Source organism: Bacillus sp. 3255 (assembly GCF_031456485.1).
Lineage (GTDB): Bacteria > Bacillota > Bacilli > Paenibacillales > NBRC-103111 > Paenibacillus_E.
In genome coordinates this window covers 20,282-43,016 of record NZ_JAVDUS010000001.1, presented here as the reverse complement: position 1 = coordinate 43,016, position 22,735 = coordinate 20,282, and the positions used below count along the sequence as shown (strand labels likewise).

The following is a 22,735-nucleotide window of genomic DNA, read 5'->3' as shown; positions in this document are numbered from 1 at the left end:
CCTTAGTAGCCGCTTGCCGATTCAGCACTGCTGCTGTAACGGCTTACCGGTCTGGTTAATCCCAAATGCTCGCGCAGCGTCGTGCCTTCATAATCCGTCCGGAACAACCCGCGCCGCTGCAGCTCGGGAATGACGAGATCAACGAACTCCTCCAGCCCGCCGGGCAAGTAAGGAGGCATAATGTTGAAGCCGTCGCAAGCGCCGTTCCGGAACCATTCTTCCAATTGGTCGGCGATTTGCACCGGCGTGCCATAGATGGTGCGGTGACCGCGGGCGCCTGTCACCCTGTACATCAGCTGGCGGATCGTCAGGCCTTCGCGGCGCGCCATGTCGGATACGAGCTGGAAGCGGCTCTTGCCGCCGTTCACCTGAGCCAGCTCGGGAAGCTCCGGCAGCGGTCCGTCGAGCGGATAGCCGATCAGATCGACATTCAGCGATGCCGACAGCATCGATAAGCCGACGGCAGGAAGCACCTGCGACTGAAGCAGCGCCTCTTTCTCGCGGGCTTCCTCCTCCGTCGCTCCGATTACCGGGAAAATGCCGGGCATAATCAGGATGTCGTCCGGAGAGCGGCCGTATTGGACCGCGAGCTCTTTGACGCTGCGATAGAAGCGCTGGGCTTCTTCTAACGTCTGCCACGCCGTGAAGACGACCTCCGCCGTCTGTGCGGCAAGCTCTTTCCCGGTTTCGGAGGCGCCTGCTTGAATGACGACAGGTCTGCCCTGCGGCGAACGCGGCAAGTTCAACGGACCGCGCACGGCGAAAAATTCGCCCCGGTGATTCACTTCATGCACTTTGCGGGGATCGGCGAAAATGCCCTTCTCCTTATCGGCGACAATGGCATCGTCCTCCCAGCTGTCCCATAGCGAGGTGGCCACATCGACGAATTCACGCGCTCTGGCGTACCGTTTGTTGTGATCCGGATGCCGGTCCTGGCTGAAATTATGCGCCTCCTCGTCGCGGCCCGAGGTCACGACGTTCCATGCGGCGCGCCCGCCGCTTAAGTGATCCAGGCAGGAGAACTCCCGCGCCAAGTTAAACGGCTCATGATACGAGGTGGAGACGGTTGCGGCCAAGCCGATCCGTTCGGTTACGCCCGCCAGATAGGAGAGGAGCGTAATCGGTTCGGGCCTAACGGTTACCGTATGTTTGATGTTCGTTTTGAAGCGGTCGATGACGGCTAGCGTGTCGGCCAGAAAAATCATATCGAACTTCCCGCGTTCCGCCGTACGGGCGAAGTGTTCATAAAATTCATGCGTTAAGATCCCCTGCGCATCCGTATCCGGGTAACGCCAAGACGCGATATGATGTCCGACCTGGAATAGAAAGGCGCCCAAGTGCAATTGACGCTGCTCAGTAGTTGGCTGACTCATCGTTCATTCCTCCAATTTCGATAATGATGCCCTTTAATAAGAAGAAAGGCCCTCGCAAGCAGCCGTTCGGAAACGGAGCCTGGAGAGCCTTTGGTTGACCAATGGGCTTTCGGGTTATTGATTAGTTATGCTAGCATATTAAATCCGATAAAACAAGTGGGAAATATAAGATTAAAGTGTTGACTTCCAAAAAATGTGATGATATGATCCTTTTATATCCAAGTCGTTTACTATGAATTAAATGGTCGACCAGCCATCTGGAGACTTTCTTACATCCCCGAGAGGGATATGGTGAGGAGGTCTCTTTTTTATTTGATCATAAGGGGGAAGAGCGCATGAGCGTCATATCACTGGATATCGATCTGCCGAGCAAAACGTTCGAGACGCCGCAAGGGCAGCGTGTCGAAGCACTGCATGACATTCAGCTTAAGATTAAAAAAGGAGAATTTATTACCATTATCGGGCCGAGCGGCTGCGGCAAAAGCACATTGCTCAAAATTATCGCCGGTCTGGACACGGATCATAACGGGAACGTGCTGCTTGAAGGCAAGCAAGTAGAGAAGCCGGGGATCGATAAGGGGTTTATTTTCCAGGAGCATCGCTTATTCCCTTGGTTGACCGTCGAGAAAAACATCGCCGCCGACCTCAATCTGAAGGATCCGGACGTACGCGAGCGGGTGGATCGTCTCATCGAGCTAGTGCGGCTCCAAGGCTTCGAGAAGTCGTATCCGAGGGAGCTCTCCGGCGGCATGTCGCAGCGGGTTGCGATTGCAAGAGCGCTGCTGCGGAATCCGAAGGTGCTGCTGCTCGATGAGCCGTTCGGCGCATTGGACGCGTTCACGCGTTCGCATCTGCAAGAGGTGGCGCTGGATATTTGGCAGAAGAACCGGACCACGATGATTCTCGTGACCCATGATCTCGACGAAGCCGTATTTCTGGCGACCCGCGTCGTTGTGATGAATGCGCGTCCGGGGACGATTCGCAATATCATTCCCGTTGACCTGCCATATCCGCGCAAAAAGACGACGGTTTCCTTCCAGGAGCTGCGTAAAAAGGTACTGAGCAAATTCGAGCCTGTCGATGAGTTAGAGCTGATTGACAGCTCGGGCATTTAATAGATGAAAGCGAGGGAGCAGCAATGAGTCAAGCAGAAGTGATTGTTGGCCAAAACGGGCCGGTTACCCGGCCGAAAACGTCCGAACCGCAAGTGTCGTCGGAACTTCCTCAAGTCACGAAGCCGCTGAGGAAAGAAGGCAAGTGGGGGCTAATCGTGCGGGGGAGCATTTTACCGCTTACCGTTTTGATTTTATGGCAAATCTTCGGTTCACTGGGCATCGTCTCTCCGACCCTGCTGCCTACACCGTATGCCATCTGGCAGGCGTTCTATGATCTGCTCATCAGCGGCGAGCTGTACATGCATGTCAAAATCAGCATTTGGCGGGCGGCGATCGGCTTCCTGATTGGCGGAAGCTTAGGTCTCGGGCTGGGCCTCCTTGTCGGACTATTCCGCAAGTTCGAGCAAACGGTCGATCCTTCCGTCCAGATGCTGCGCACGATTCCGCATTTGGCCATCACGCCGCTCTTCATTCTGTGGTTCGGGTTCGGCGAGTTCTCGAAGGTGCTGCTGATCGCCAAAGGCGCGTTCTTCCCGCTATATGTGCAGACGTTCTTGGGGATTCGCAATGTCGATTCGAAATTGTTCGATGTTGCGAGAGTGCTGGAATTCAGCAAGTTCAAGCAGATTACGAAGCTGGTGCTGCCGGCGGCTCTGCCGAACATTTTGCTTGGCCTGCGGCTTTCGATCGGCGTCGCCTGGTTGGGGCTCGTGGTGGCGGAGCTGATGGGATCGAGCGAAGGGGTCGGCTACTTGATTCTGGATGCCAGACAGTTCTCGCAGACGGCGATCGTGTTCGTCGGGATTATTATCTTTGCTTTCGTGGGCAAAGGATCCGACTCCTTAGTGCGCATTCTGGAGAAGAAGCTGCTGAAGTGGCGCGATAGCTTTAACGGATGAAGGCTGCTGCACGCCGGTTGAGCATATGGGGTTAGCGAGGAGGACACAGGCCTCGTTAACGGACAAGGAGGTCCCTATTCGATGAATGAGGGCCTCTTTGTACTTGTAACGGACACGAATGCCGTTATTTACTCAATTTGGTCTGATTTTGGCTAAAAATCGGCGAATAAGTTCTCTGGTGTCCATTAGGCTGCGAGATGGTTCTTTATCGTACGTATAACGGCCGCTGTGTCCGTTAGCGAACGAATCCCGTCACTGAGGGAATGAGAGGGGGATGCTTGAAGCGGTTGCGGGGACGAGTCTCGGATTCGAGGCTGCCATTAAGTCCGATTTTACCAATCGCCTCATTTCGACAGACAATAGCTCACTTATGCTCTATGATGTATAATAAATTGGAAGCGCTTTCCCGTAGAGTGCGTACAAGAAAATAATGAGGTGAGCCGTTCGTCATGAAGCTAATGCTCAATCCGAGACGCCATGCATCGACTAACCATAAACCTAAGATCAAACCGATCCACTCCCCCATCTTCAGGAGCTTCCTTATTTCCTATGTGCTGATTCTCATCATCCCCATGCTGACAGGCTTCATCTCATACTACGTATCCGCCGGCATTATCAAGAGCAGTTCGCTGGAAGCAAGCACCATGCTGCTGAACCAGAGCAAGGACGTGCTGGACCGCCGCATGGAAGAGGTCGAGAACATTACGAGACAGCTGTCGCTGGATCAGGAATTGAACTATGTGCTGAACGAGCAGGTGGATACGGACAGCTATAATGTGTACGCGTTATGGAAATCGTGGCGCAATACGGCGGCGTACAGCTTAACGAACACGTTTCTGGAGGACTTTTACATTTATTTGAACAACTATCATGCGGTGTTTACGCCATCCGGCGTGTTTGTTCGTCCCGATGATTTTTTCGACTTATACCATTATCAGAATGTGGAGCCGAAGCAGTGGAAGGAGCAAATTTTGGGCAAAATTCACCGCAGAGAAACGCTGCCTTTGCAGCCGTACAACAATAACGGCAAGAAAACGAATGTCATCACGTATTTGCAATCCATTCCTTTTGACAGCTTTCAGCATTCGCTTGGAACGGTGGTCATCTTGATCGATGAAAGTGAAATCGTCAAAATGCTGGAACGCATCCCGCAGCAGTACGGGGGCTGGGCTTACATTAGCGATAAAGACGGCAATGCCATCGCCCGAATCGGCATTGACGATACGCAGTTCCATGCGCTTAACATCCCGGAGCCCAACCTTAATCAGCCCAGCAGCACGCTTGTCGCTGACAAAACCCTGCTGATCTCTTCCCGTTCTGCCTACAACGGATGGACGTATGTCGTAGGGCTTCCGAAGAGTGTGGTTATGCAGCAATCGGCGTTCATTGCCAAAGTTACGTGGACGATTACGGCTTCGACGCTTCTGCTGGGGATTGTTGCCGCGCTGTTATTCGCCTATAGGAACAGTGCGCCGATTAACCGGATCGTGACCGTTTTCCGCGAACAGACGGGCCAGGGCGGTTACAGAGGGAAGAATGCTTTTGATTTCCTGCAGGGCAACATTTCCAATTTGCTCGCCAGTCAGCGTTCCTTGGAAGAGGAGCTTAAGCGCCAACTGCCTTTGTTGGAGGACGCTTTCGTGAAGCGGCTGCTCAAGGGGGAGTTCGATTCCCTCCAGGAAGTCCGTACGTCGATGTATCTGCTCCCGAATTTGAATTTGAAGAGCGAAGCAGGGTACACGGCGATCATTCGCATTAACGGCTACAGCGGAGTCGTGTCCAAAGAAATTATCCGCGAGCTGAACGCAGCCCGATGGTTAGTTAAGAAATGTCTGCTGGAGGAGGCAGGCGCATGGCAGTTGAGCGTAACCGATATCGATTCGGATAAAATCGGGCTTCTCCTGACATTGGGCGAGGAGGAAACCGACCCCGATTCGCCGGATATGGCGTCCGGTATCGAAGCGATGTTCGCCAGACTGAGGGAAGAGGTGAAGGAGGAATACCGGATCCAGATTACGGTCGCGCTCGGAGGCAGCTTCGATGCGCTCTCGGATATCAGCCGTTCGTTCGAAGAAGCGAAGGGCGCTCTGGATTATTCCATGCTGAGGGAAGAAGAGGCATTCATCCGTTATCGGGATGTGATTAAAGAATCTACGTCCTATTATTATCCGATCGATATGGAGCTGCGCATGCTGAATGCCGTCAAAATCGGCGAGCTGCAGGAGGTGCACCGCATTTTCGAACAGCTGCTGGAGCACAATTTCTCGGAGCGCCAGCTGTCCGCAGAGATGGTCCAGCAATTGTTCGGCGAGCTGAAGGGGACTTTCTTCAAGCTGCTCCAGCATAGCCCTTTCACGGACCAATCGGTATCCCAAGGACTGAAAGCGCGGGTCGAGCAGCTTCAGCTGTCCACCAGCCTGGAGCGGTTCCGGAACGAAGTGCTGGGACTACTGGAAGCGTTCTGCAGCCGGGTATTGAAGATGAAGGAAGACAGCACAGGCGAAATGATCGGCAAAATCATCGCCTATCTGGATAATCATTATTCCGATGCCGATATGAATCTGTACAAAATTTCACTCGCTGTCGAGCTGCCGGAGAAATCGATCTCCCAACTGTTCAAGGAGCAGACCGGGGAGCATGTCTCCGACTATCTGGAGAAGATCCGCATCAAGAACGCTACGGACTACCTGTTTAATAGCGAGCATACCATTGACGAAATCTCGCAATACGTTGGCTATAACAGTGCACATGCGTTTCGGCGGGCATTCAAGCGCGTATCGGGGGTATCGCCCAGCATTTACAGGAAAACGGTCAATTAGATTGTTTTATGCAAAAGTACCTTAGTATTGTGCTATCCTTCACCATCGGTTTTATGATGAAGTGGAAGTGTTCATTATTCACTCGTACATAGGAGCTGATGATTATGAAATTGCGCTATAACAGCTGTGCCAAAGCATGGACGGAGGCGCTTCCGGTCGGCAACGGACGACTGGGAGCGATGGTGTTCGGCGATCCCGAAACCGAGCGTTTGCAATTGAATGAAGATACGCTGTGGTCGGGCCCGGGGCCGGTCGACGGCAACAATCCGGGAGCCAAGGAGGCGCTGGCCGAGGTGCGGGCGCTGATCGCGGAGGGCCGCTACGCGGAAGCCGATACCAAGAGCAAGGAAATGATGGGACCTTACAATGAATCATATATGCCGCTTGGCGACCTGTATGTGAAATTCCGGCATGGAGGCGTTATCCGGGACTATGCGCGCAGCCTGGACTTGACGAATGCGCTCTCGCAGGTGACATACCGGATCGGGCAAGTAAGCTATACGCGCGAAGTATTCGCTTCTTTCCCCGATCAGGTCATCGCTTTGCGGTTAGAGGCAAGCGTTCCCGGCACCTTGCATTTCACGGTGAAGCTGGACAGCCCGCACCCGTACCGGTCAGGCACGGCGGCGGATCAGCTGTATATGCAAGGCATCTCCCCGGAGCACGTCGATCCCAACTACTACAATACCGATCAACCAGTCGTGTATGGAAGTCTGGATGAAACCGAAGCGATGAGGTTCGAAGGCCGGGTGGCCGTCCAACTGGCGGGCGGGACGTGCCGTGCCGATCACGACGGGCTGCATGTGCAGGATGCAACAGCGGTGACGCTGCTGTTCAGTGCGGAGACCGGCTTCCAAGGCTATGACCGTCCTCCCGCCGGGACGAACAGCGAGCTGGCTTCCGCTAACATCGAGCGTTTGCAGCGGGCTATTGCCAAACCTTACGCGGAGCTGAGGCAGGCCCATATTGACGATTACACGGCGCTCTACAACCGCGTGGAACTGGATCTCGGCGAGTCCCTGGCGCCTGAGGAGATGCCGACCGACCGGCGAATCGCCGAGTTCGGGGCGAAGGATCCGGGCCTCGTCCAGCTGCTGTTTCAATACGGCCGTTATTTGCTGATAGCCAGCTCCCGTCCGGGATCGCAGCCTGCCAATTTGCAGGGCATATGGAATAAAGAGCTTCGGCCGCCATGGAGCTCCAACTGGACGCTGAACATTAACGCCCAGATGAACTATTGGCTGGCGGAGACGTGCAGCTTGTCCGAATGCCACGAGCCGCTGCTGCGGTACATCGGGCAGCTGTCCCAGAACGGCCGCAAGACGGCCGAGGTGAACTACGGCTGCCGGGGGTGGGTCGCCCACCACAACGGCGACATCTGGTGCCAATCCGCTCCGGTCGGCGATTATGGCGAAGGCGATCCGGTGTGGGCGATGTGGCCGATGTCGGCCGCATGGCTGTGCCAGCATCTATGGGAGCATTATGCGTTCACGAAGGACGAACGCTTCCTCCGGGATCAGGCTTACCCCGTCATGCGGGAAGCGGTGCTCTTCTGCCTGGACTGGCTGCATCCGGATGAGAACGGTCATCTGATTACATCGCCGTCCACATCGCCGGAGCACAAGTTCGTAACAGCGGACGGTCAGCTGGCGGCTGTCAGCCAAGCGACGACCATGGACTTGTCGCTAATCTGGGATTTGTTGACGAACGCGATCCAGGCCGCTGAGCTGCTGGAGTCAGATGAAGGGCTCAGAGCCGAGATGGCGGCAGCGCTGGATAAGCTGAAGCCGCTGCAGATCGGCAAACACGGCCAGCTGCAGGAATGGTCGGTCGATTGGGACGATCAGGATGTTCACCACCGCCATGTGTCGCACTTGTTCGGGATTTACCCTGGCCGGCAGCTAACGCCTCAAGGCACGCCGCAGCTGTTCGAAGCCGCCAAACAATCGCTCGAGCGGCGGGGTGACGGCGGAACAGGCTGGAGCCTGGCCTGGAAAATATGTCTATGGTCCAGGTTCCAAGACGGGAACCGGACGCTGCAGCTTATTTCCAATCTGCTGCAGCTGGTCGGTGAGGATGGGACGAACTATCATCGTGGCGGCGTGTACGCGAACCTGTTCGACGCTCATCCGCCGTTCCAGATCGACGGCAACTTCGGCTTTACCGCCGGCGTGGCGGAGATGCTCGTCCAATCGCATGACGGGGAAATCTGCCTGCTGCCGGCGCTGCCGGATGCGTGGCCGAACGGATCCGTGAGAGGGCTGCGCGCCAGAGGCGGGCATACCGTCCATCTGATTTGGGCGGAAGGCGCGATGCAAGAAGCCGAAATTGAAGCCGGATTCGGCGGCAGCTGCCGTGTCCGTACCCAAGGCAAGGTACAGGCAGTCGAGTCGGATGGCAAGAGCATCCCGTTCGAACGGGTGGCGGACGATGTCATTCGTTTCGATGCGGAGGCCGGGCAAGTCTACAGACTCAAATAAGAAGGGTAACGGCGGGTTCCACCGAAGGAACCCGCCGTTTTCTTATCTGCAGCGTGTAATGTACCTGCCCGAAGGAAGTGTACGCTGCCGTGAGGAAGCTGTTGTACGCAGCGATTTGAGGTGTACCTTTACGGCGAAGGCCGGAATGTGGTGTTGTAGACATATAGAAAGCGCTACCAAACAGGAGGGATGGTTTTGGAAACAGCAGCAGTCAGAGAAACGCGCGCTCCTAGTCTTGCGAAGAAAGCTTCGCTATGGACCGAGATGAAGCGAAGCTTTCGGAAGCATTGGCAGTTTTATCTGCTCATTATTCCAGGTATTCTTTACTTCCTCATCTTTAAGTACATTCCAATGGTGAATGCGGTCATTGCTTTCAAGGATTACAGCGTCGTCAAAGGGATTTGGGACAGCCCTTGGGCAGGGCTCAAGCACTTTCGCCTCTTCTTCAATAACCCGCAGTTCTGGACGCTCATTAAGAATACGCTGGTCCTCAGCCTGTACCAGATAGCGGTCGGCTTCCCCGTTCCGATCCTGCTGGCCTTGGCGTTGAACGAGATACGAGGCGGTATTTTCAAAAGAACGGTTCAGCTGGTGACTTATGCGCCTTACTTCATTTCAACGGTTGTCATGGTCTCGATGATCATGCTGCTCCTATCGCCGAGACTCGGCGTGATCAACATTTTACTTCAAAGCTTCGGCCTGGAATCGATCAACTTTCTCGGCATTCCGAGTATGTTTCGCAGTGTCTACGTGTTCTCCGACGTATGGCAGGGAGCCGGTTACTCGGCCGTCATCTATTTGGCGGCGCTCGCCGGGGTAGATCCGTCGCTGTATGAAGCGGCCAAAGTGGACGGGGCATCCCGTTTTCAGAAGATCATCCATATTGACATTCCCGGCATCATGCCTGCGGCCGTTATTATTTTGATACTGAGCGTCGGCAGCATCATGTCGGTCGGGTTCGAGAAAATTTACCTGCTGCAAAATCCGCTAAATCTGGAAACGGCTGAAATCATCGCGACTTACGTGTACAAAATAGGTCTGCTCAATGCCAATTTCAGCTTCGCCACGGCTGTAGGTTTATTCAATTCGATCGTGAATCTGATTCTGCTCTTAATCGTGAATGCGATCGCCAAACGAATTTCCAGTACAAGTCTATGGTAACAAGAGAGGAGGCTTCCTTATGATCAAGGCAGGTCGCGGAATTCGCGAATCGACGGGAGACCGGTTGTTCCTTGCGGGGGTGTATACCCTACTGGGCATCGTGCTGGTCGCCGTCCTCTATCCACTCATATTCATTGTCAGCTCGTCTCTGAGCTCCCCGCTTGCGGTTTCGTCGGGCAAGGTTTGGCTCTGGCCGGTCGATCTGACCTTTGTCGGATACAAGGTCGTCTTAAGCAATCCGCAAGTACTGCAAGGCTATGGCAACTCGTTATTTTATGCTTGTATCGGAACCTTAATCAGCGTCACGCTGACGATCGTACTTGCGTATCCGTTGTCGCGCCGAACCTTTTTCGGCCGTAATGCGCTCATGATGTTCATTACGTTCACGATGCTGTTCTCCGGCGGATTGATTCCTACTTATCTGGTTGTGAAGCAGCTCGGCATGCTCGATACGCGGTGGGCGCTGCTGATTCCGCAAGCGATATGGGTATGGCAAATCATCATTGCCAGAACGTTCTTTCAGTCATCCATTCCCGAAGAGCTGGCGGAAGCTAGCGAAATGGACGGCTGCAGCGATCTTCGCTTCCTGTTGAGTGTAGTCATCCCTTTGTCGAAGCCGATCATTGCCGTGCTGATCTTGATGTATGCGATCGGGCAGTGGAACGCTTATTTCGATGCATTGATCTATTTGAAAACGCAATCCTTATACCCGCTGCAGTTGATTCTGCGCAGTATTCTGATCTTGAACTCGGCGGCGTCCAGCAACATCGATGCGGCTGAGCAGCTGAGAAGGCAGCAATTCGCCGATCTGACCAAATATTCGCTTATTGTCGTTGCGAGCCTGCCTGTGCTGGTCATTTATCCTTTCGTTCAGCGGTACTTCGTGAAAGGGATGCTGATTGGCTCCGTGAAGGGCTAGGCTGCCCGGCAGGAAAGGAGGTGAGGCCAAGAGAACTTGGGTACGGTACGGCAAAGCGTATACAGGGGTTATCATTTGAACATGAAAGGGAGAGATCGCATTTGAAAAAAACAATTTCGACAGTCTGGATTATGCTGCTTACCATCAGCTTGGTGCTTACCGCTTGTACATCCGGGACAGATTCCAATACGAACTCGCCCGATGCGCAGTCGACAACGAATAGCTCGGGGAGCGGCAGCGCGCCGGTGCCGATCAAAATTTTCGCCCAACAGGACACGAATACGGATTTGGCGACGAACAGCTTTTCCAAATTGGCTGAGCAGAAATTTAATATCAAATTCGAATGGCAGACGGTTCCGTTCGACGGAGCTGCTGAGAAAAGGCAGATTTCGCTGGCCAGCGGCGACTATCCGGATGTGTATATGCTGATTCCGTGGGTAGATAAATTCTCACAAACGGATATTCTGCGGTATTCCCAGCAGGGCGTCATCCTTCCGCTCGACGATCTCATTAACCAATATGCGCCCAATGTGAAAGCGGCCTTGGACAAATTCCCTTATTTTAAAGCGATGAATACGGCCCCTGATGGCAAAATATATGGACTAACGCAGCTGGTTGAGTGTTACCACTGTTCTTATCCGAACAAAATGTGGATCAATTCGTCTTGGCTGAAAAAGCTGAATCTGACGATGCCCGCCACACTGGACGATTACAAGAACGTGCTTGAGGCTTTCAAGACGAAGGATCCGAACGGCAACGGCAAAGCGGACGAAGTGCCGCTCAGCGGTTCAATTGAAGACTATGGGGTTCATATCATCCCGTATTTCATGAACGGCTTCATCTATGATGACGACCGTACGTATCTCCTTCTGAAAGACGGCAAGGTGGATGTGGCGGCGGATAAAAGCGAGTGGAAGCAAGGCTTGCAATTCGTGAAGTCCCTGTATGACGGAGGATTGATCGATAAAGGCGCATTCACGCAAAATGCAACGGCATATAAGAAAATCGGCGACAATGCCGATGCGCAAATTTTGGGCTCCGGCGCAGCGATGCACCCTTATATTTTCGTAACGGGAGGGTCGGATGCTTCCAAAACGTATGATGCCGTGCCGCCATTGAAAGGGCCGAACGGGGCTTTCGCTACTTATAACTATCCGAGCGACCCCGGCGCGACCTTCGTCCTGACGAATAAAGCGAGCAAAGAAGCGCAGATCGCCGCCATGAAGCTGGTGGATTACATGTTCTCCCAGGAAGGCCAAATTCGCGGTCACTTCGGCGAGGAAGGCAAAGACTGGAGGAAGCCGAAGGATGGCGACGTGCCGGTTGAGAAATCGGCGTCTCCGCTGCTGGCGACGATTCCGACGCCGACGGGCGAAGCTCCGCATAACTCGGCATGGGGGGCGATGGCGCAATATTTCCAACCCAAAGCGTTCCGTGACAGCTGGGTTGCGGCTACCGACATTTATGATACGACCGGTTATGAGCGCAGATTGCAGGAAGCTACCCATCTCTATGACGGTAAGCAGCCGAAAGACGTGTTCCCGCACTGGGCGATCTGGATCGATCCGTCTACGGCTGACGAAGCGGCAATGCTCAAGACGAACATCAAAAACTACATCGATCAGAATGCGCTGCAGTTCGTTACGGGCGCCAAAGATTTGAACAAGGATTGGGATGCCTACGTCGCCGGCCTCAATAAACTGAATTTGAAGCGGTACCTGGATATTATGCAGCAATCTTACGATAAATCGTTCAAAAAATAATGCCGCCGAATTCGAAGTCCTGCGCAGCCTGCCGGCTGCGCGGGATTTCGTGCGGCACATAAGGGAGCGGAAACGATGAATCCAACCGAGCAAGCGAAGCGGCACGGGATCGTTCACGATAAGCCGGCGCCGGATTTCTTCGAAGGGGCGCTGATGGGCAACGGCGGACTGGGCGCCGTCGTGACGACGCGTCCGGATGCGGTCGTCATCCATTTCGGACATAACAATGTGTGGGACATTCGCATCGCCGAGGATAACGCGGACAAGATCGGCACGTTTCAAGACGTCTTCGAGCAGTTGAAGCAGATTCCGCAAGAGCTGGATACGTTCCAGGAGCATGCTTGGTATCGCGAATATTGCGATATGACGCAGGAGAACTATCGCAAGCCGTATCCCCGACCCATGCCGTGCGGTTCTCTGCTGCTGGGCTACGACAGGCGCAGGGCGGAGGTGCTGGGCCATAAAGTGCATATTCACGACGGCCTCTGTGAAGTTTATATGAAAGCGGATGCGGCTGAGGTCACGCTGCAGCTGTTCATCGAGCCTGATACCGACCGCATGTGGCTGAGGTTGGTGGCTGCCGGAACGGAGGCCGGTGCTGCTGGGGGAGCTGCAGGAGACTCTGCCTCTATGCGAGGCGTGTTCGACAGAATCAAGCTCATTCCGGACCCGGATACGCCGAAGGTATTTGCGCCGGCGGAGAAAGCGGCGTCCGCCGAGCTGGGGCAGCTGTTCTTCCGGCAGACGCTTCCGTTCACGCCGGAGGGCGGCACAGGCCATCCCAAGGACAAGGCTTTCCGCCTTGCTGTTCGCACAGCCGAAGCGATTGCACCGGCGCATAATGTCAAGGACGGTGTGCAGGCAAGCTTGCTTGGCACGGAGGATTTCCTCGTCTGCGTGGAGCTGGCGGAAGGGGCGGATACAGCGGTTTCGAAGGGTCTGACGGTCCTTCACGCACCGGCTGCCGAGGGCTGGGTTGAGGCATATGCCGCATGCCGAAGCAGCTGGGCTGACTATTGGAGCCGTTCGGGCGTGAAGCTCGGCGATGAGTTCCTGGAGCGGATCTGGTATTGGAACTTGTATTTCTATCACTGCTCCGTCAAGCCGGAGGCGACCTGTCCCGGCTTGTTCGCGAACTGGAGCTACCGCTCCATCGGCTCGGAGTGGCACGGCGACTACCATATGAATTACAACACGCAGCAGCCGTTCTGGCTCGCGTTCTCCAGCAACCATGTCGACAAGCATCTTGCTTATGTCAACATGGTCGATCATATCCTTCCCGTGAGCCGCAAGTGGGCGAAGGATTATTACGGCATGCGAGGCGCGTATTATCCGCATTCCGCCTATCCGGTCGAGATGAACCTCATGCCGTATCCGGTGCCTCATTGGGGGTGGGAGGTTTGCGAGACGCCATGGACCGTCCAAAGTTTATGGTGGCATTACTTATATACGATGGATCGGGAGTTCTTGGCGAACCGGGCCTTCGTGCCGATGAAGGAAGCCGTGCTGTTCATGGCGGATTACATGGACCGTCCGGATACGCACGGGGAGGCGTGGGGCGATGACCGGTACCATGTGTATCCCACCGTTGTTCCCGAGCTTTATGAGCTGACGCCCGGGTTCAAGAGAAATTACGATTGTCTCGTCGATCTGACGTTGACGAAGTTTCTGTTCCATGCGTATGCCGAAGCTTGCAAGGTGCTCGGCGTCGAGCAGGAGGAGGCGGAGCTGCTGGGCAGCGTTCGGAAATTGTTGCGCCAATTCCCGGAATACCCGACCGCCGAATCCCGGCGCGGAACCGTGTTCGTCTCCGTGCCCGGAGAGGATCCCGAAGTCGTCTATAATACGCCGAACGGCATTATGACGATATTCCCGGGGGAAGAACACGGACTGCATTCGCCGGAAGATCAATACCGCATCGCCGTGAACTCGTATTGGAACCACCGCAACGAAGGCGGTAACGAGCTGGTGTTCTACCACCTGGCCGGGGCGCGTCTGGGGCAGCTCGATTTGGAGCGGTTCAAACGGCAAATCAGCTACTGCATGCTGCCCAACGGCACGTGCACCGACCGGGTTCTGCTGTCGGGAGGCAGGTACAGCGACACGCTCAGCTTCGACTTCATGCGCCGTGTCGGCGTATGGTTCGAGAATTTTGCGCTGCCGGTCGTCATTAACGAGTGCCTGCTCCAAAGCTATAACGGCATCCTGCGTTTCTTCCCGAATTGGCCGGCAGAACAAGAGGCCGAGTTCGCCACATTGCGGGCGGTCGGCGCTTTCCTCGTCAGCGCTTCCTTCTCCGGCGGCGAGGTGCGGTGGGTAGAGATTGAAAGCGAAGCGGGCGCAGCGCTGAAGCTGTACAATCCGTGGCCGCAAGGAGCCGTATGCCGGATGGCCGGAGGCGAATCGACGATTCATGCCGATGTGATCGAGCTTCCGACTTCGCCCGGCGACAGAATTCGGCTCGTGCGAGCGGATGTTCAAGCGGCTGCGGGGTGAGAGATTGGAGGCCTCCATGGTGCTGCCTCATGACAGATGTTCCGGCGCGCCGAAGTGTCAGGCGGATTGATCGCCAAACGCCAAACCCCCAGCCTAAGGCTGGGGGTTTGACGTTTTTATGCTCGGTAAGCACGTTCTATTCTTCGTAAATGACAACGGATTGCGTTTCGGCTTCCCATTTAACGGCTGCTTTCAAAGCTTCGCTCACGAAGCGAACCGGAACTACCGTGCTGCCGTTCTCGATTGCCGCCGGAACTTCCAGCGTCACTTCATTTCCGTTCACCGTAGCGGTTTTGCTATCGATGAAGAGCTTCACTGTGATACCGTCGCGCGTTACCGTGACGGAACGCTCTTCCGGATCCCAGCTCACAGTTGCTTTCAGAGCTTCGGAAATCGCACGGAAAGGGACAAGCGTGCTGCCTTCACGAATGAAAGGAGCTACTTCAAATGCCGGCTCTTCACCGTTGACATACAGCTTAACGCCTTTTTTGCCCAATTTGTCATATAACTTTCCAAGCTTCTTGTAAGAATCGATGTTTTTCACATTTGCCGTGATCGCTTCTTTTTGAACATAAACGGCTTCCGTTACGCTGCCGTTTTGAACCAGAATATCAGCGACGGCCGACAATGCGGCAACCTTCTCAGTAATCGCTTCAAGCTCAGCCTTCATCTCGTCTGTCAGTTTCGTTTCATACTTCGTCAACAGAAGATCAGCAATGACGGCGCCGGCAGGCTTGTCCTTCACATTGTTGATTGCATTCAGAAGCCCTTTGTAGCCATTGCTTCCATGGCTGCCGTACGTGTCGGATGTTACGCTTGCATCTGCATTCGCGTTCACGTCCACATCAACCGTAATGCTCTTGTCCGGCTTGTTGTCGCCGTTGCTGCCGTTGTTGCCGTTCTCCGATTTCGCGAATGCCGATCCTGCCATCAAGCTTGTTGCAAGCGCGCAGGATGCGAGGATGGTCCAAGTTTTTTTCATATGTCATTTCCTCCCTTGTTATGTACAATTCATATATTCGGTATAGCGAACGAGAATTGTGAGGGTAGGGGCGTAAAAAATTAAATTGACCAGGGACAGGGGGAAAGGTTTTCCGCTTTAAATTTTCATGTAAAATTAAGGTAACATTCAGCTAATTTTCAGTTTAGCTTGCTATGCTTTTAACACTACACGGTGTAGTGTACTTATAAACTTACAGAAAAGATGAATATCGATAGGAGGCAGGATAATGAAAATGAAACTTGCAGCATGGACGGTGGGCGCTTTTGTAGTGCTGGGAGGAGCTTATTATGCTTACGACTATTATGCAGGCAACCATGTGACGATTCAAGAGGCAATCCCCGCGGGAGCGGCAGCTGCAACGACGAGTGCGGCTTCGGCTCCTGTCGGGGAAGCTCTGAACGGAAATTGGAACATCCGCCCGGACTCGAAAGTGTATTTCACGGTGAAAACCTCTAAGGAACAAGTGAATTTTGAAGGCAGCTCCGTTGCGGGGAAGTGGGCGCTGAATAGCGCGGATCCCGCGAAAATGGCGGCCGACGCCGTAGTCGGCATCGCTGCGCTGCAATCCGGCAATTCCCAAAGGGACGGCCATATCAAAGGGGCGGAATACTTGAATGCCCAGACGTTCCCTGAAGCCAAATTCAAGCTGAAAACAGTCAATAATTTTCCGAAAGAATGGAAAGAAGGCGAAAAGGTTTCTTTTGATATGACGGGAACTTTGACGATCAAAGATATTTCCAAGGACGTCACGTTCAAGACGGACGCTGCGTACAATCAAGGCATTATTAATATGGGAGGCACCGCGGTGGTTACGTTTGACGATTTCGGCATGAAGAATCCGCATGCGGTTGTGCTGGACACGGAGAATAACGTCACGATAACGCTGAGCCTTGCAATGGAGCAGCAAAATTCATAATTTCATTAACGAGCTCATCCAGATCGTTAATCGGAGAGGTGCCCGCGCGGGCGCCTTTCTTTGTTGTTGGCATACCGTCCGGGCGGCTGCATTCTTACTTTCGGCCCGTTTTCCGGTTATAATGGTGATAATTGCAGCGGAGCGAAGGGGGAAAAGGATGGAACATATCACGCTCTTGCTCATCGAGCGGATGGGGATTTTGCTGCTGCTGACGTTCATCTTGACCAGGATCCCCCAGTTCCGGTATTTGCTTGACCGGCGGTTGGACTTGCGGACAGGAGTGACGTTCTCCCTGTTCTTCGGCTTGATCAGCATCGCAGGTACTTACGCAGGCGTTGTGGTTACCGAGAGCGGGCTGGACTCGACCTTCTTCGTCCGTTCCCTGAACGCCCATGAAGCGATGGCCGATTCCGCGCTGATCGGCGTGATGGTTGCGGGACTTCTTGGAGGCGCTTTCGTGGGCACGGGAGCGGGGCTTATATCGGGGATTCATGCTTATTGGCTGGGCGGAGTGACGGGCGCAGCCGATGTATGGTCCACGCCGATCATCGGGCTTCTAGCCGGATTCGTGGCGCGCTTTTTCGCGGAGGAACGGGTGATCGCACCGGTGAAGGCGCTGTTTATCAGCGTGTTCGCCCCTATTCTGCAGATGGGCGTTATTCTCATCGTCAATGAGTCTTCGCCGCTTGCGATCCATACGGTGGACGGGATCGGGGTTCCGATGGTTGTGGCGAACAGCATCGGGGTCGGCATCTTCGTGGCGATGATTCTGGCGGCCATGAAGGAGGAGGAGAGGGCGGCGGCTTCCGAGACGCAGCGGGCGCTCCATATCGCGGAGATGGCGTTACCGTATTTGAAGAGGGGCTTGACGTTCGAAACGGCCGAAGCGACGGCGAATATTTTGCGCCGGGAGCTTCATGCGAATGCGGTGGCGCTTACGGATACAGAGAAAATCTTGGCTCACGTGGGGCTCGGGTCGATGCGGCACGTACAAGGTGAGCGGATCGTCACGGAGCTGTCTTTGCGGGCTATTCAAACCGGAGTCATCCAGATCGCCGTCAGGAAGGAGCAAATTCAACCGCACCATCCCGCCATCGGCGCTGCGTTGATTGTTCCGTTCCGCAGCGGGGGACAGGTGGCCGGGTTAATCAAATTATATTATCAGAGCGCCCGGCAGATTCGCCCGGTAGAGGAAGCGTTCGCCCAAGGTCTCAGCAAGCTGGTATCCATCCAGCTGGATATGGCGACAACCGAACATTTGAGAAATCTGATGAGGGAGGCGGAGCTCAAGGCGCTGCAGGCTCAAATTAATCCGCATTTTCTATTCAATACGCTCAATGCCATTGTGACGTTGATTCGCATCAAGCCGGAGGAAGCAAGGCGGGTCACGGTGAAGCTGGGGACGTATATGCGGATGAATTTGACGCTGACCCAATCTCCGCTCGTCCCGCTGTATAAGGAAATGGAGCACCTGCAAACGTATTTGGACATTGTCAATATCCGCTTCGAGGATCAATTGCACGTCCATTGCGGGTGCGAGCCCGGTTTGGAGTCTCTCGGCATACCGCCTTCTACGCTTCAGCCGCTCGTCGAAAACAGCATTAACCACGGTTTTAAGGGAAGGACGGACAGAGGCGAAATTCATGTAGAGCTAAGGAGAGCGGAGAACGGCGTCCAGATAACGGTTATGGACAACGGCAACGGATTTCCGCCTGAGGTGCGGACGGTATTAGGCCATTCACCGATTACGAACAGTGACAGCACCGGCTTGGGCGTATTCAATGTGAACCGACGGCTGATCGCCTTGTTCGGTCCGGAGGCATGCCTCCGGTTCAGCAATCCGCCGGGCGGAGGCGCACGCATCGACTGCATAATTCCTTACCCGGATGAAAGGAGTGGAGCCTGATATGAAAGTGATGATCGCCGAGGATGAGAGACTGGCTCGCGAGGAGCTGATCTATTTGCTGTCGCAGGAGCGGGACGTCGAGCTCCTTCCGTCAGCCACGAACGGTGCGCAGCTGCTTGAACTGGCGAGCGTACATAAGCCGGATGTCGTTTTCCTCGACATTCATATGCCGGGATTGGACGGGGTGCGGGCGTCGCAGAGCTTGATGGCCTTCACGCCCAAACCGCTCGTGGTGTTTGCAACGGCCTATGAGCAATATGCCGTCGAGGCGTTCAGGCAGGAGGCGGTCGATTATTTGCTTAAGCCATATGACGAAGAGCGCCTGCGATTCACGCTGCAGCGAATCCGCAAAATGCGGGCTGCGATGGCAGCGCCGCCCCAAGCGGCTGTTATTCCCGCCCCGCCTGCGGCGAAGCCGAAATTGCTGGTTGACGACGGCAGCCGCATGGTCGTGATCGAGCCGGTGAAGATCAGCTTTGCCGTGAAGGAGGAGAAGTTGACGCGGATTCATTTGTCGGACGGGCAGATGCACACGACGAGACAGACGCTGCAGGAGCTGGAAGACAAGCTGGTCGGGTATTCTTTTTTTCGCACGCATCGCAGCTATTTGGTTAATATGGATTTCATCGATGAAATCGAGCCATGGTTCAATGGCGCTTACAATGTCATTCTGAAAGATGCGAAGCGCAACCGGGTTCCGTTATCGAGAGTGGCCGCCAAGGAGCTGATCCGGCGGCTGGAAGGCGGGTAGCAGCTTTGGGCCTGAACGGTTCAAGGTTGTTTTCTGCTGTTTGAGGAACGATTACCGACGTTTCGCGCCGGGAAACGAACAGGAGAAGACGGCTCGTGATAAAATGATAAAGCGCTTACAAGAACTGCGGAATCACGAGATTGTATCATTCAGGAGGGACTGTATGAAAGAGCAGCATAACCACAATCGTTACAGTGAAATTGTAAGATCCGAATCTTTCCAGAAGCTTCTTGCCAAGAAAAAGCGATTTATTTTACCGATGTCCATTTTCTTCCTGGTGTTTTACTTCGTACTCCCAATTATGACCTCTTATACGAAAGTGCTGAATGAACCTGCGATTGGCTCGATTACATGGGCGTGGTTATTTGCTTTTGCGCAATTCATTATGACTTGGGTGCTGTGTTCGCTGTATTCGCGCAAGGCCGCCGAGTTCGATGCTTTATCCGATCGAATTAAAGCGGAAACGGAAACGGCCAATCAGAGAAAGGCGGGGTAAGCGATGAATACGGCATTTTTATTATTTCTGGTCATTGTTGCGGGAACGCTGGTCATCACATATTATGCAGCCAAAAAAACGAAGACCGCCAGCGAGTTTTATACGGCCGGAGGCGGCTTGACGGGATGGCAGAACGGGCTTGCCATCGCCGGCGACTACATGTCGGCGGCATCGTTCCTGGGCATTGCCGGGATGGTGGCGCTCTTCGGCTTCGACGGCTTCTTCTACAGCATCGGCTTTCTCGTCGCCTACCTCGTCGTGCTGTACCTGATCGCCGAGCCGCTGCGCAATTTGGGCAAATATACGATGGCCGATATGATCGCGGCCCGTTTCGACAATAAAAAGGTGCGCGGTGTGGCCGCACTCAATTCGATTACGATCTCGATCTTCTATATGATCGCTCAATTGGTCGGAGCGGGAGCGCTGATTAAGCTGCTGCTCGGCTTGGATTATATGACATCCGTCCTAATCGTCGGGCTGCTGATGACGGTCTACGTCGTGTTCGGCGGGATGACGGCGACGAGCTGGGTGCAGATAATCAAATGCGTGCTGCTTATTGCCGGTACGTTCATCATTTCGTTAATCGTCTTTGCCAAGTTCGATTTCAATGTGATGCACATGTTCGAACAAATGCGAACGGCGACGCCGCTCAAGGAAGCGTTCTTGAACCCCGGCAATAAGTTCACGAACGGTCTTGACACGATATCGCTCAATCTGGCGCTCGTCCTTGGAACAGCGGGCTTACCTCACATTCTGATCCGCTTCTTTACGGTGAAAGATGCTCAGACGGCAAGGAAATCGGTCGTCGTGGCGACGTGGGTCATCGGAATCTTTTATGTCATGACGCTGTTCCTGGGCTTCGGTGCCGCCGCATTCGTCGGTAAGGACGTCATTGTCGCGGCGAACGCAGCCGGCAATATGGCGGCGCCGCTGCTGGCGAAGTCGCTCGGCGGGGATTTCCTCTTTGCTTTTATATCGGCCGTAGCTTTTGCTACGATTCTTGCCGTCGTGGCCGGACTCGTTCTGTCTGCCGCCTCGGCGTTTGCACATGATTTCTACAGCCATATCGTCCGTAAGGGGAAGGCGACAGAGAAGGAGCAGGTCGTTTCCGCGAAGCTCGCTTCCGTCGGTGTTGCGCTGATCTCCATCGTTCTGGCGTTGTTCGCCCAGAAAATGAACGTCGCCTTCCTGGTCGCTTTGGCCTTTGCCGTTGCCGCAAGCGCCAATCTGCCCGTGCTCGTGTTCACTGTGTTCTGGCGGAGATTTAATACGGCCGGTGCCGTGACGGGAATGCTCGTCGGCTTAATCAGCGCTCTGATCCTAGTTATCGTGAGCCCCAACGTCTGGGATCCGGTTGCCGGCAAAGCGATCTTGGTCGGAACTCCGCTAATTTCGCTAACTAACCCGGGGATTATTTCCATTCCTTTAGGCTTCTTGGGAGCTATCGCCGGCACCTTGCTTTCCTCCAAGCGCGCCGATGCGAAATATGATGAAATTCTGGTTAAAGCCAATACAGGCTTATAGATAGGATACATGCTGAAATCCTGAAGAAAATAAGTATAACCAATCTTTCCGCCCCGGGCGGATTGACGCGAAGCAGGTTTGACTCGTATGATGTTTGTAAATGAATGGAAAGGGGGCCGATGGCTATGATTCGCAATCGAATTCGTAATCTGACAATTGAAGCAAGCGGCATACCACCGGTCTCGCACGCACGTTTGACATAGCAGCGCAGGCACTCCGCGGAGTGGCCTCCGTTCATTGCACATGTTAAGCCGTAGACGATGTCGGTCTATGGCTTTTTGGCGTTCCTACCTAATTAACGAAGAAAGGGTGAGTCCCATGACATTGGATACAGCTACAATCAAAGATCAGCTTCAGCTTATCGAGCAAACAGAAGGCGTCAAGATCATATATGCCTGTGAGTCAGGCAGCCGGGCATGGGGATTTCCGTCGCAAGACAGCGATTATGACGTGCGGTTCATCTATGTAAGACCGGTGGACTGGTATTTGTCCATCTTCGAGAAACGGGACGTCATTGAGCGTCCGATCAGCGATCTTCTCGACTTGAACGGTTGGGATGTGAAGAAGGCGCTGAATTTGTTCCGCAAATCGAATCCTCCCCTGCTGGAATGGCTGCAATCGCCGATCGCTTACATGGAGCCGTACGGCATCACAGAGCAAATTCGCCGGTTATCTCCGCTTACCTTTTCCCCGCGTTCGAGTATGTACCACTACTTGCATATGGCGAAAGGGAATTTCCGGGACTATTTGCAGGGCGATGTTGTCAAAATCAAAAAGTATTTCTACGTGCTGCGCCCGATTCTGGCGTGCATGTGGATCGAGAGGCACGGCGGTATGCCGCCGATGGCCTTTGAACAGCTGGTGGAGGGCGTGCTCCCAGAATCCAGGCTGAAGGAAGACATCGATACATTACTGGCGCGCAAAAAAGCCGGTGTGGAATTCGATTTGGAACCGAAAATATCGGCGATCCACGATTTTTTGGAAAAGCAAATTGCTTATTATGAGGAAACCGCCAAACATACGGCTGTTTCGGGAGAACAGCAGGACGCAGCGCTCGATGCTTTGTTCCGCGAAGCGCTGAAGGAGGTTTGGGGTTCATAGAGAGGATAGAAAC

The 22,735-nt window shown here is 54.2% G+C and carries 16 protein-coding genes; 14 read left to right on the top strand and 2 right to left on the bottom strand.

All coding sequences use genetic code 11. The features are described from left to right. Positions 1-2 precede the first annotated feature (2 nt). Complete coding sequence (locus J2X61_RS00145; protein WP_310184966.1) at positions 3-1,373, bottom strand: LLM class flavin-dependent oxidoreductase; 1,371 nt, start codon at positions 1,371-1,373, stop codon at positions 3-5. 335 nt (positions 1,374-1,708) lie between these two features. Here J2X61_RS00145 and J2X61_RS00140 point away from each other — a divergent pair, with 335 nt between their 5' ends. The 8 genes from J2X61_RS00140 (at position 1,709) to J2X61_RS00105 (ending at position 15,025) form a co-directional block, all read left to right on the top strand. Then, a complete protein-coding gene (locus tag J2X61_RS00140) occupies positions 1,709-2,488 on the top strand; it encodes an ABC transporter ATP-binding protein (protein ID WP_310184965.1) in 780 nt (259 codons plus the stop codon). Between the two features lie 23 nt (positions 2,489-2,511). Then, positions 2,512-3,387, top strand: coding sequence for an ABC transporter permease (locus J2X61_RS00135; protein ID WP_274466401.1), 876 nt, complete (start codon positions 2,512-2,514; stop codon positions 3,385-3,387). A 449-nt stretch (positions 3,388-3,836) separates the two neighbouring features. Beyond that, a complete protein-coding gene (locus tag J2X61_RS00130) occupies positions 3,837-6,206 on the top strand; it encodes a helix-turn-helix domain-containing protein (RefSeq protein ID WP_274466400.1) in 2,370 nt (789 codons plus the stop codon). A gap of 104 nt (positions 6,207-6,310) precedes the next feature. Beyond that, the gene (locus J2X61_RS00125; RefSeq protein ID WP_310184962.1) at positions 6,311-8,686 is read left to right on the top strand and encodes a glycoside hydrolase family 95 protein; all 2,376 of its coding nucleotides are present in this window, start codon (positions 6,311-6,313) and stop codon (positions 8,684-8,686) included. Between the two features lie 189 nt (positions 8,687-8,875). Beyond that, positions 8,876-9,847 carry an ABC transporter permease gene (locus J2X61_RS00120; protein WP_274466398.1) on the top strand — a complete coding sequence of 324 codons (972 nt, stop codon included), beginning with the start codon at positions 8,876-8,878 and terminating at the stop codon, positions 9,845-9,847. A gap of 19 nt (positions 9,848-9,866) precedes the next feature. After that, complete coding sequence (locus J2X61_RS00115; protein ID WP_274466397.1) at positions 9,867-10,766, top strand: carbohydrate ABC transporter permease; 900 nt, start codon at positions 9,867-9,869, stop codon at positions 10,764-10,766. Between the two features lie 101 nt (positions 10,767-10,867). Then, positions 10,868-12,529 (top strand): extracellular solute-binding protein, encoded by a 1,662-nt coding sequence (locus J2X61_RS00110; RefSeq protein ID WP_310184957.1) that lies wholly within the window; start codon positions 10,868-10,870, stop codon positions 12,527-12,529. 75 nt (positions 12,530-12,604) lie between these two features. Continuing rightward, a complete protein-coding gene (locus tag J2X61_RS00105; protein WP_310184954.1) occupies positions 12,605-15,025 on the top strand; it encodes a glycosyl hydrolase family 95 catalytic domain-containing protein in 2,421 nt (806 codons plus the stop codon). Between the two features lie 136 nt (positions 15,026-15,161). Here the strand turns inward: J2X61_RS00105 and J2X61_RS00100 are convergent, their stop codons facing one another. Further along, positions 15,162-16,007 (bottom strand): stalk domain-containing protein, encoded by an 846-nt coding sequence (locus J2X61_RS00100; protein ID WP_310184952.1) that lies wholly within the window; start codon positions 16,005-16,007, stop codon positions 15,162-15,164. A 247-nt stretch (positions 16,008-16,254) separates the two neighbouring features. Here J2X61_RS00100 and J2X61_RS00095 point away from each other — a divergent pair, with 247 nt between their 5' ends. The 6 genes from J2X61_RS00095 to J2X61_RS00070 all read left to right on the top strand — a co-directional run bounded on the left by J2X61_RS00095 (position 16,255) and on the right by J2X61_RS00070 (position 22,722). Beyond that, positions 16,255-16,944, top strand: a complete 690-nt coding sequence (locus J2X61_RS00095; protein ID WP_274466393.1) for a YceI family protein — start codon at positions 16,255-16,257, stop codon at positions 16,942-16,944. Between the two features lie 157 nt (positions 16,945-17,101). After that, a complete protein-coding gene (locus J2X61_RS00090; RefSeq protein WP_310184950.1) occupies positions 17,102-18,850 on the top strand; it encodes a LytS/YhcK type 5TM receptor domain-containing protein in 1,749 nt (582 codons plus the stop codon). A 1-nt stretch (position 18,851) separates the two neighbouring features. After that, positions 18,852-19,601, top strand: a complete 750-nt coding sequence (locus tag J2X61_RS00085; RefSeq protein WP_310184948.1) for a LytR/AlgR family response regulator transcription factor — start codon at positions 18,852-18,854, stop codon at positions 19,599-19,601. Positions 19,602-19,764: 163 nt separating this feature from the next. Then, the gene (locus tag J2X61_RS00080; RefSeq protein WP_274466390.1) at positions 19,765-20,097 is read left to right on the top strand and encodes a DUF485 domain-containing protein; all 333 of its coding nucleotides are present in this window, start codon (positions 19,765-19,767) and stop codon (positions 20,095-20,097) included. Positions 20,098-20,100: 3 nt separating this feature from the next. Continuing rightward, positions 20,101-21,621 (top strand): solute symporter family protein, encoded by a 1,521-nt coding sequence (locus J2X61_RS00075; protein ID WP_310184946.1) that lies wholly within the window; start codon positions 20,101-20,103, stop codon positions 21,619-21,621. A gap of 318 nt (positions 21,622-21,939) precedes the next feature. After that, complete coding sequence (locus J2X61_RS00070) at positions 21,940-22,722, top strand: nucleotidyltransferase domain-containing protein (RefSeq protein WP_310184944.1); 783 nt, start codon at positions 21,940-21,942, stop codon at positions 22,720-22,722. Positions 22,723-22,735: the final 13 nt, after the last annotated feature.

What these genes read in the sequence shown, in the direction of transcription:
- J2X61_RS00135 (WP_274466401.1), top strand. Translation starts at nt 2,512, where the DNA reads ATGAGTCAAGCAGAAGTGATTGTTGGCCAAAACGGGCCGGTTACCCGG.
- J2X61_RS00075 (WP_310184946.1), top strand. Translation starts at nt 20,101, where the DNA reads ATGAATACGGCATTTTTATTATTTCTGGTCATTGTTGCGGGAACGCTG.
- J2X61_RS00115 (WP_274466397.1), top strand. Translation starts at nt 9,867, where the DNA reads ATGATCAAGGCAGGTCGCGGAATTCGCGAATCGACGGGAGACCGGTTG.
- J2X61_RS00095 (WP_274466393.1), top strand. Translation starts at nt 16,255, where the DNA reads ATGAAAATGAAACTTGCAGCATGGACGGTGGGCGCTTTTGTAGTGCTG.
- J2X61_RS00145 (WP_310184966.1), bottom strand. Translation starts at nt 1,373, where the DNA reads ATGAGTCAGCCAACTACTGAGCAGCGTCAATTGCACTTGGGCGCCTTT.
- J2X61_RS00140 (WP_310184965.1), top strand. Translation starts at nt 1,709, where the DNA reads ATGAGCGTCATATCACTGGATATCGATCTGCCGAGCAAAACGTTCGAG.
- J2X61_RS00085 (WP_310184948.1), top strand. Translation starts at nt 18,852, where the DNA reads ATGAAAGTGATGATCGCCGAGGATGAGAGACTGGCTCGCGAGGAGCTG.
- J2X61_RS00120 (WP_274466398.1), top strand. Translation starts at nt 8,876, where the DNA reads ATGGTTTTGGAAACAGCAGCAGTCAGAGAAACGCGCGCTCCTAGTCTT.
- J2X61_RS00105 (WP_310184954.1), top strand. Translation starts at nt 12,605, where the DNA reads ATGAATCCAACCGAGCAAGCGAAGCGGCACGGGATCGTTCACGATAAG.
- J2X61_RS00080 (WP_274466390.1), top strand. Translation starts at nt 19,765, where the DNA reads ATGAAAGAGCAGCATAACCACAATCGTTACAGTGAAATTGTAAGATCC.
- J2X61_RS00070 (WP_310184944.1), top strand. Translation starts at nt 21,940, where the DNA reads ATGACATTGGATACAGCTACAATCAAAGATCAGCTTCAGCTTATCGAG.
- J2X61_RS00125 (WP_310184962.1), top strand. Translation starts at nt 6,311, where the DNA reads ATGAAATTGCGCTATAACAGCTGTGCCAAAGCATGGACGGAGGCGCTT.
- J2X61_RS00100 (WP_310184952.1), bottom strand. Translation starts at nt 16,007, where the DNA reads ATGAAAAAAACTTGGACCATCCTCGCATCCTGCGCGCTTGCAACAAGC.
- J2X61_RS00090 (WP_310184950.1), top strand. Translation starts at nt 17,102, where the DNA reads ATGGAACATATCACGCTCTTGCTCATCGAGCGGATGGGGATTTTGCTG.
- J2X61_RS00130 (WP_274466400.1), top strand. Translation starts at nt 3,837, where the DNA reads ATGAAGCTAATGCTCAATCCGAGACGCCATGCATCGACTAACCATAAA.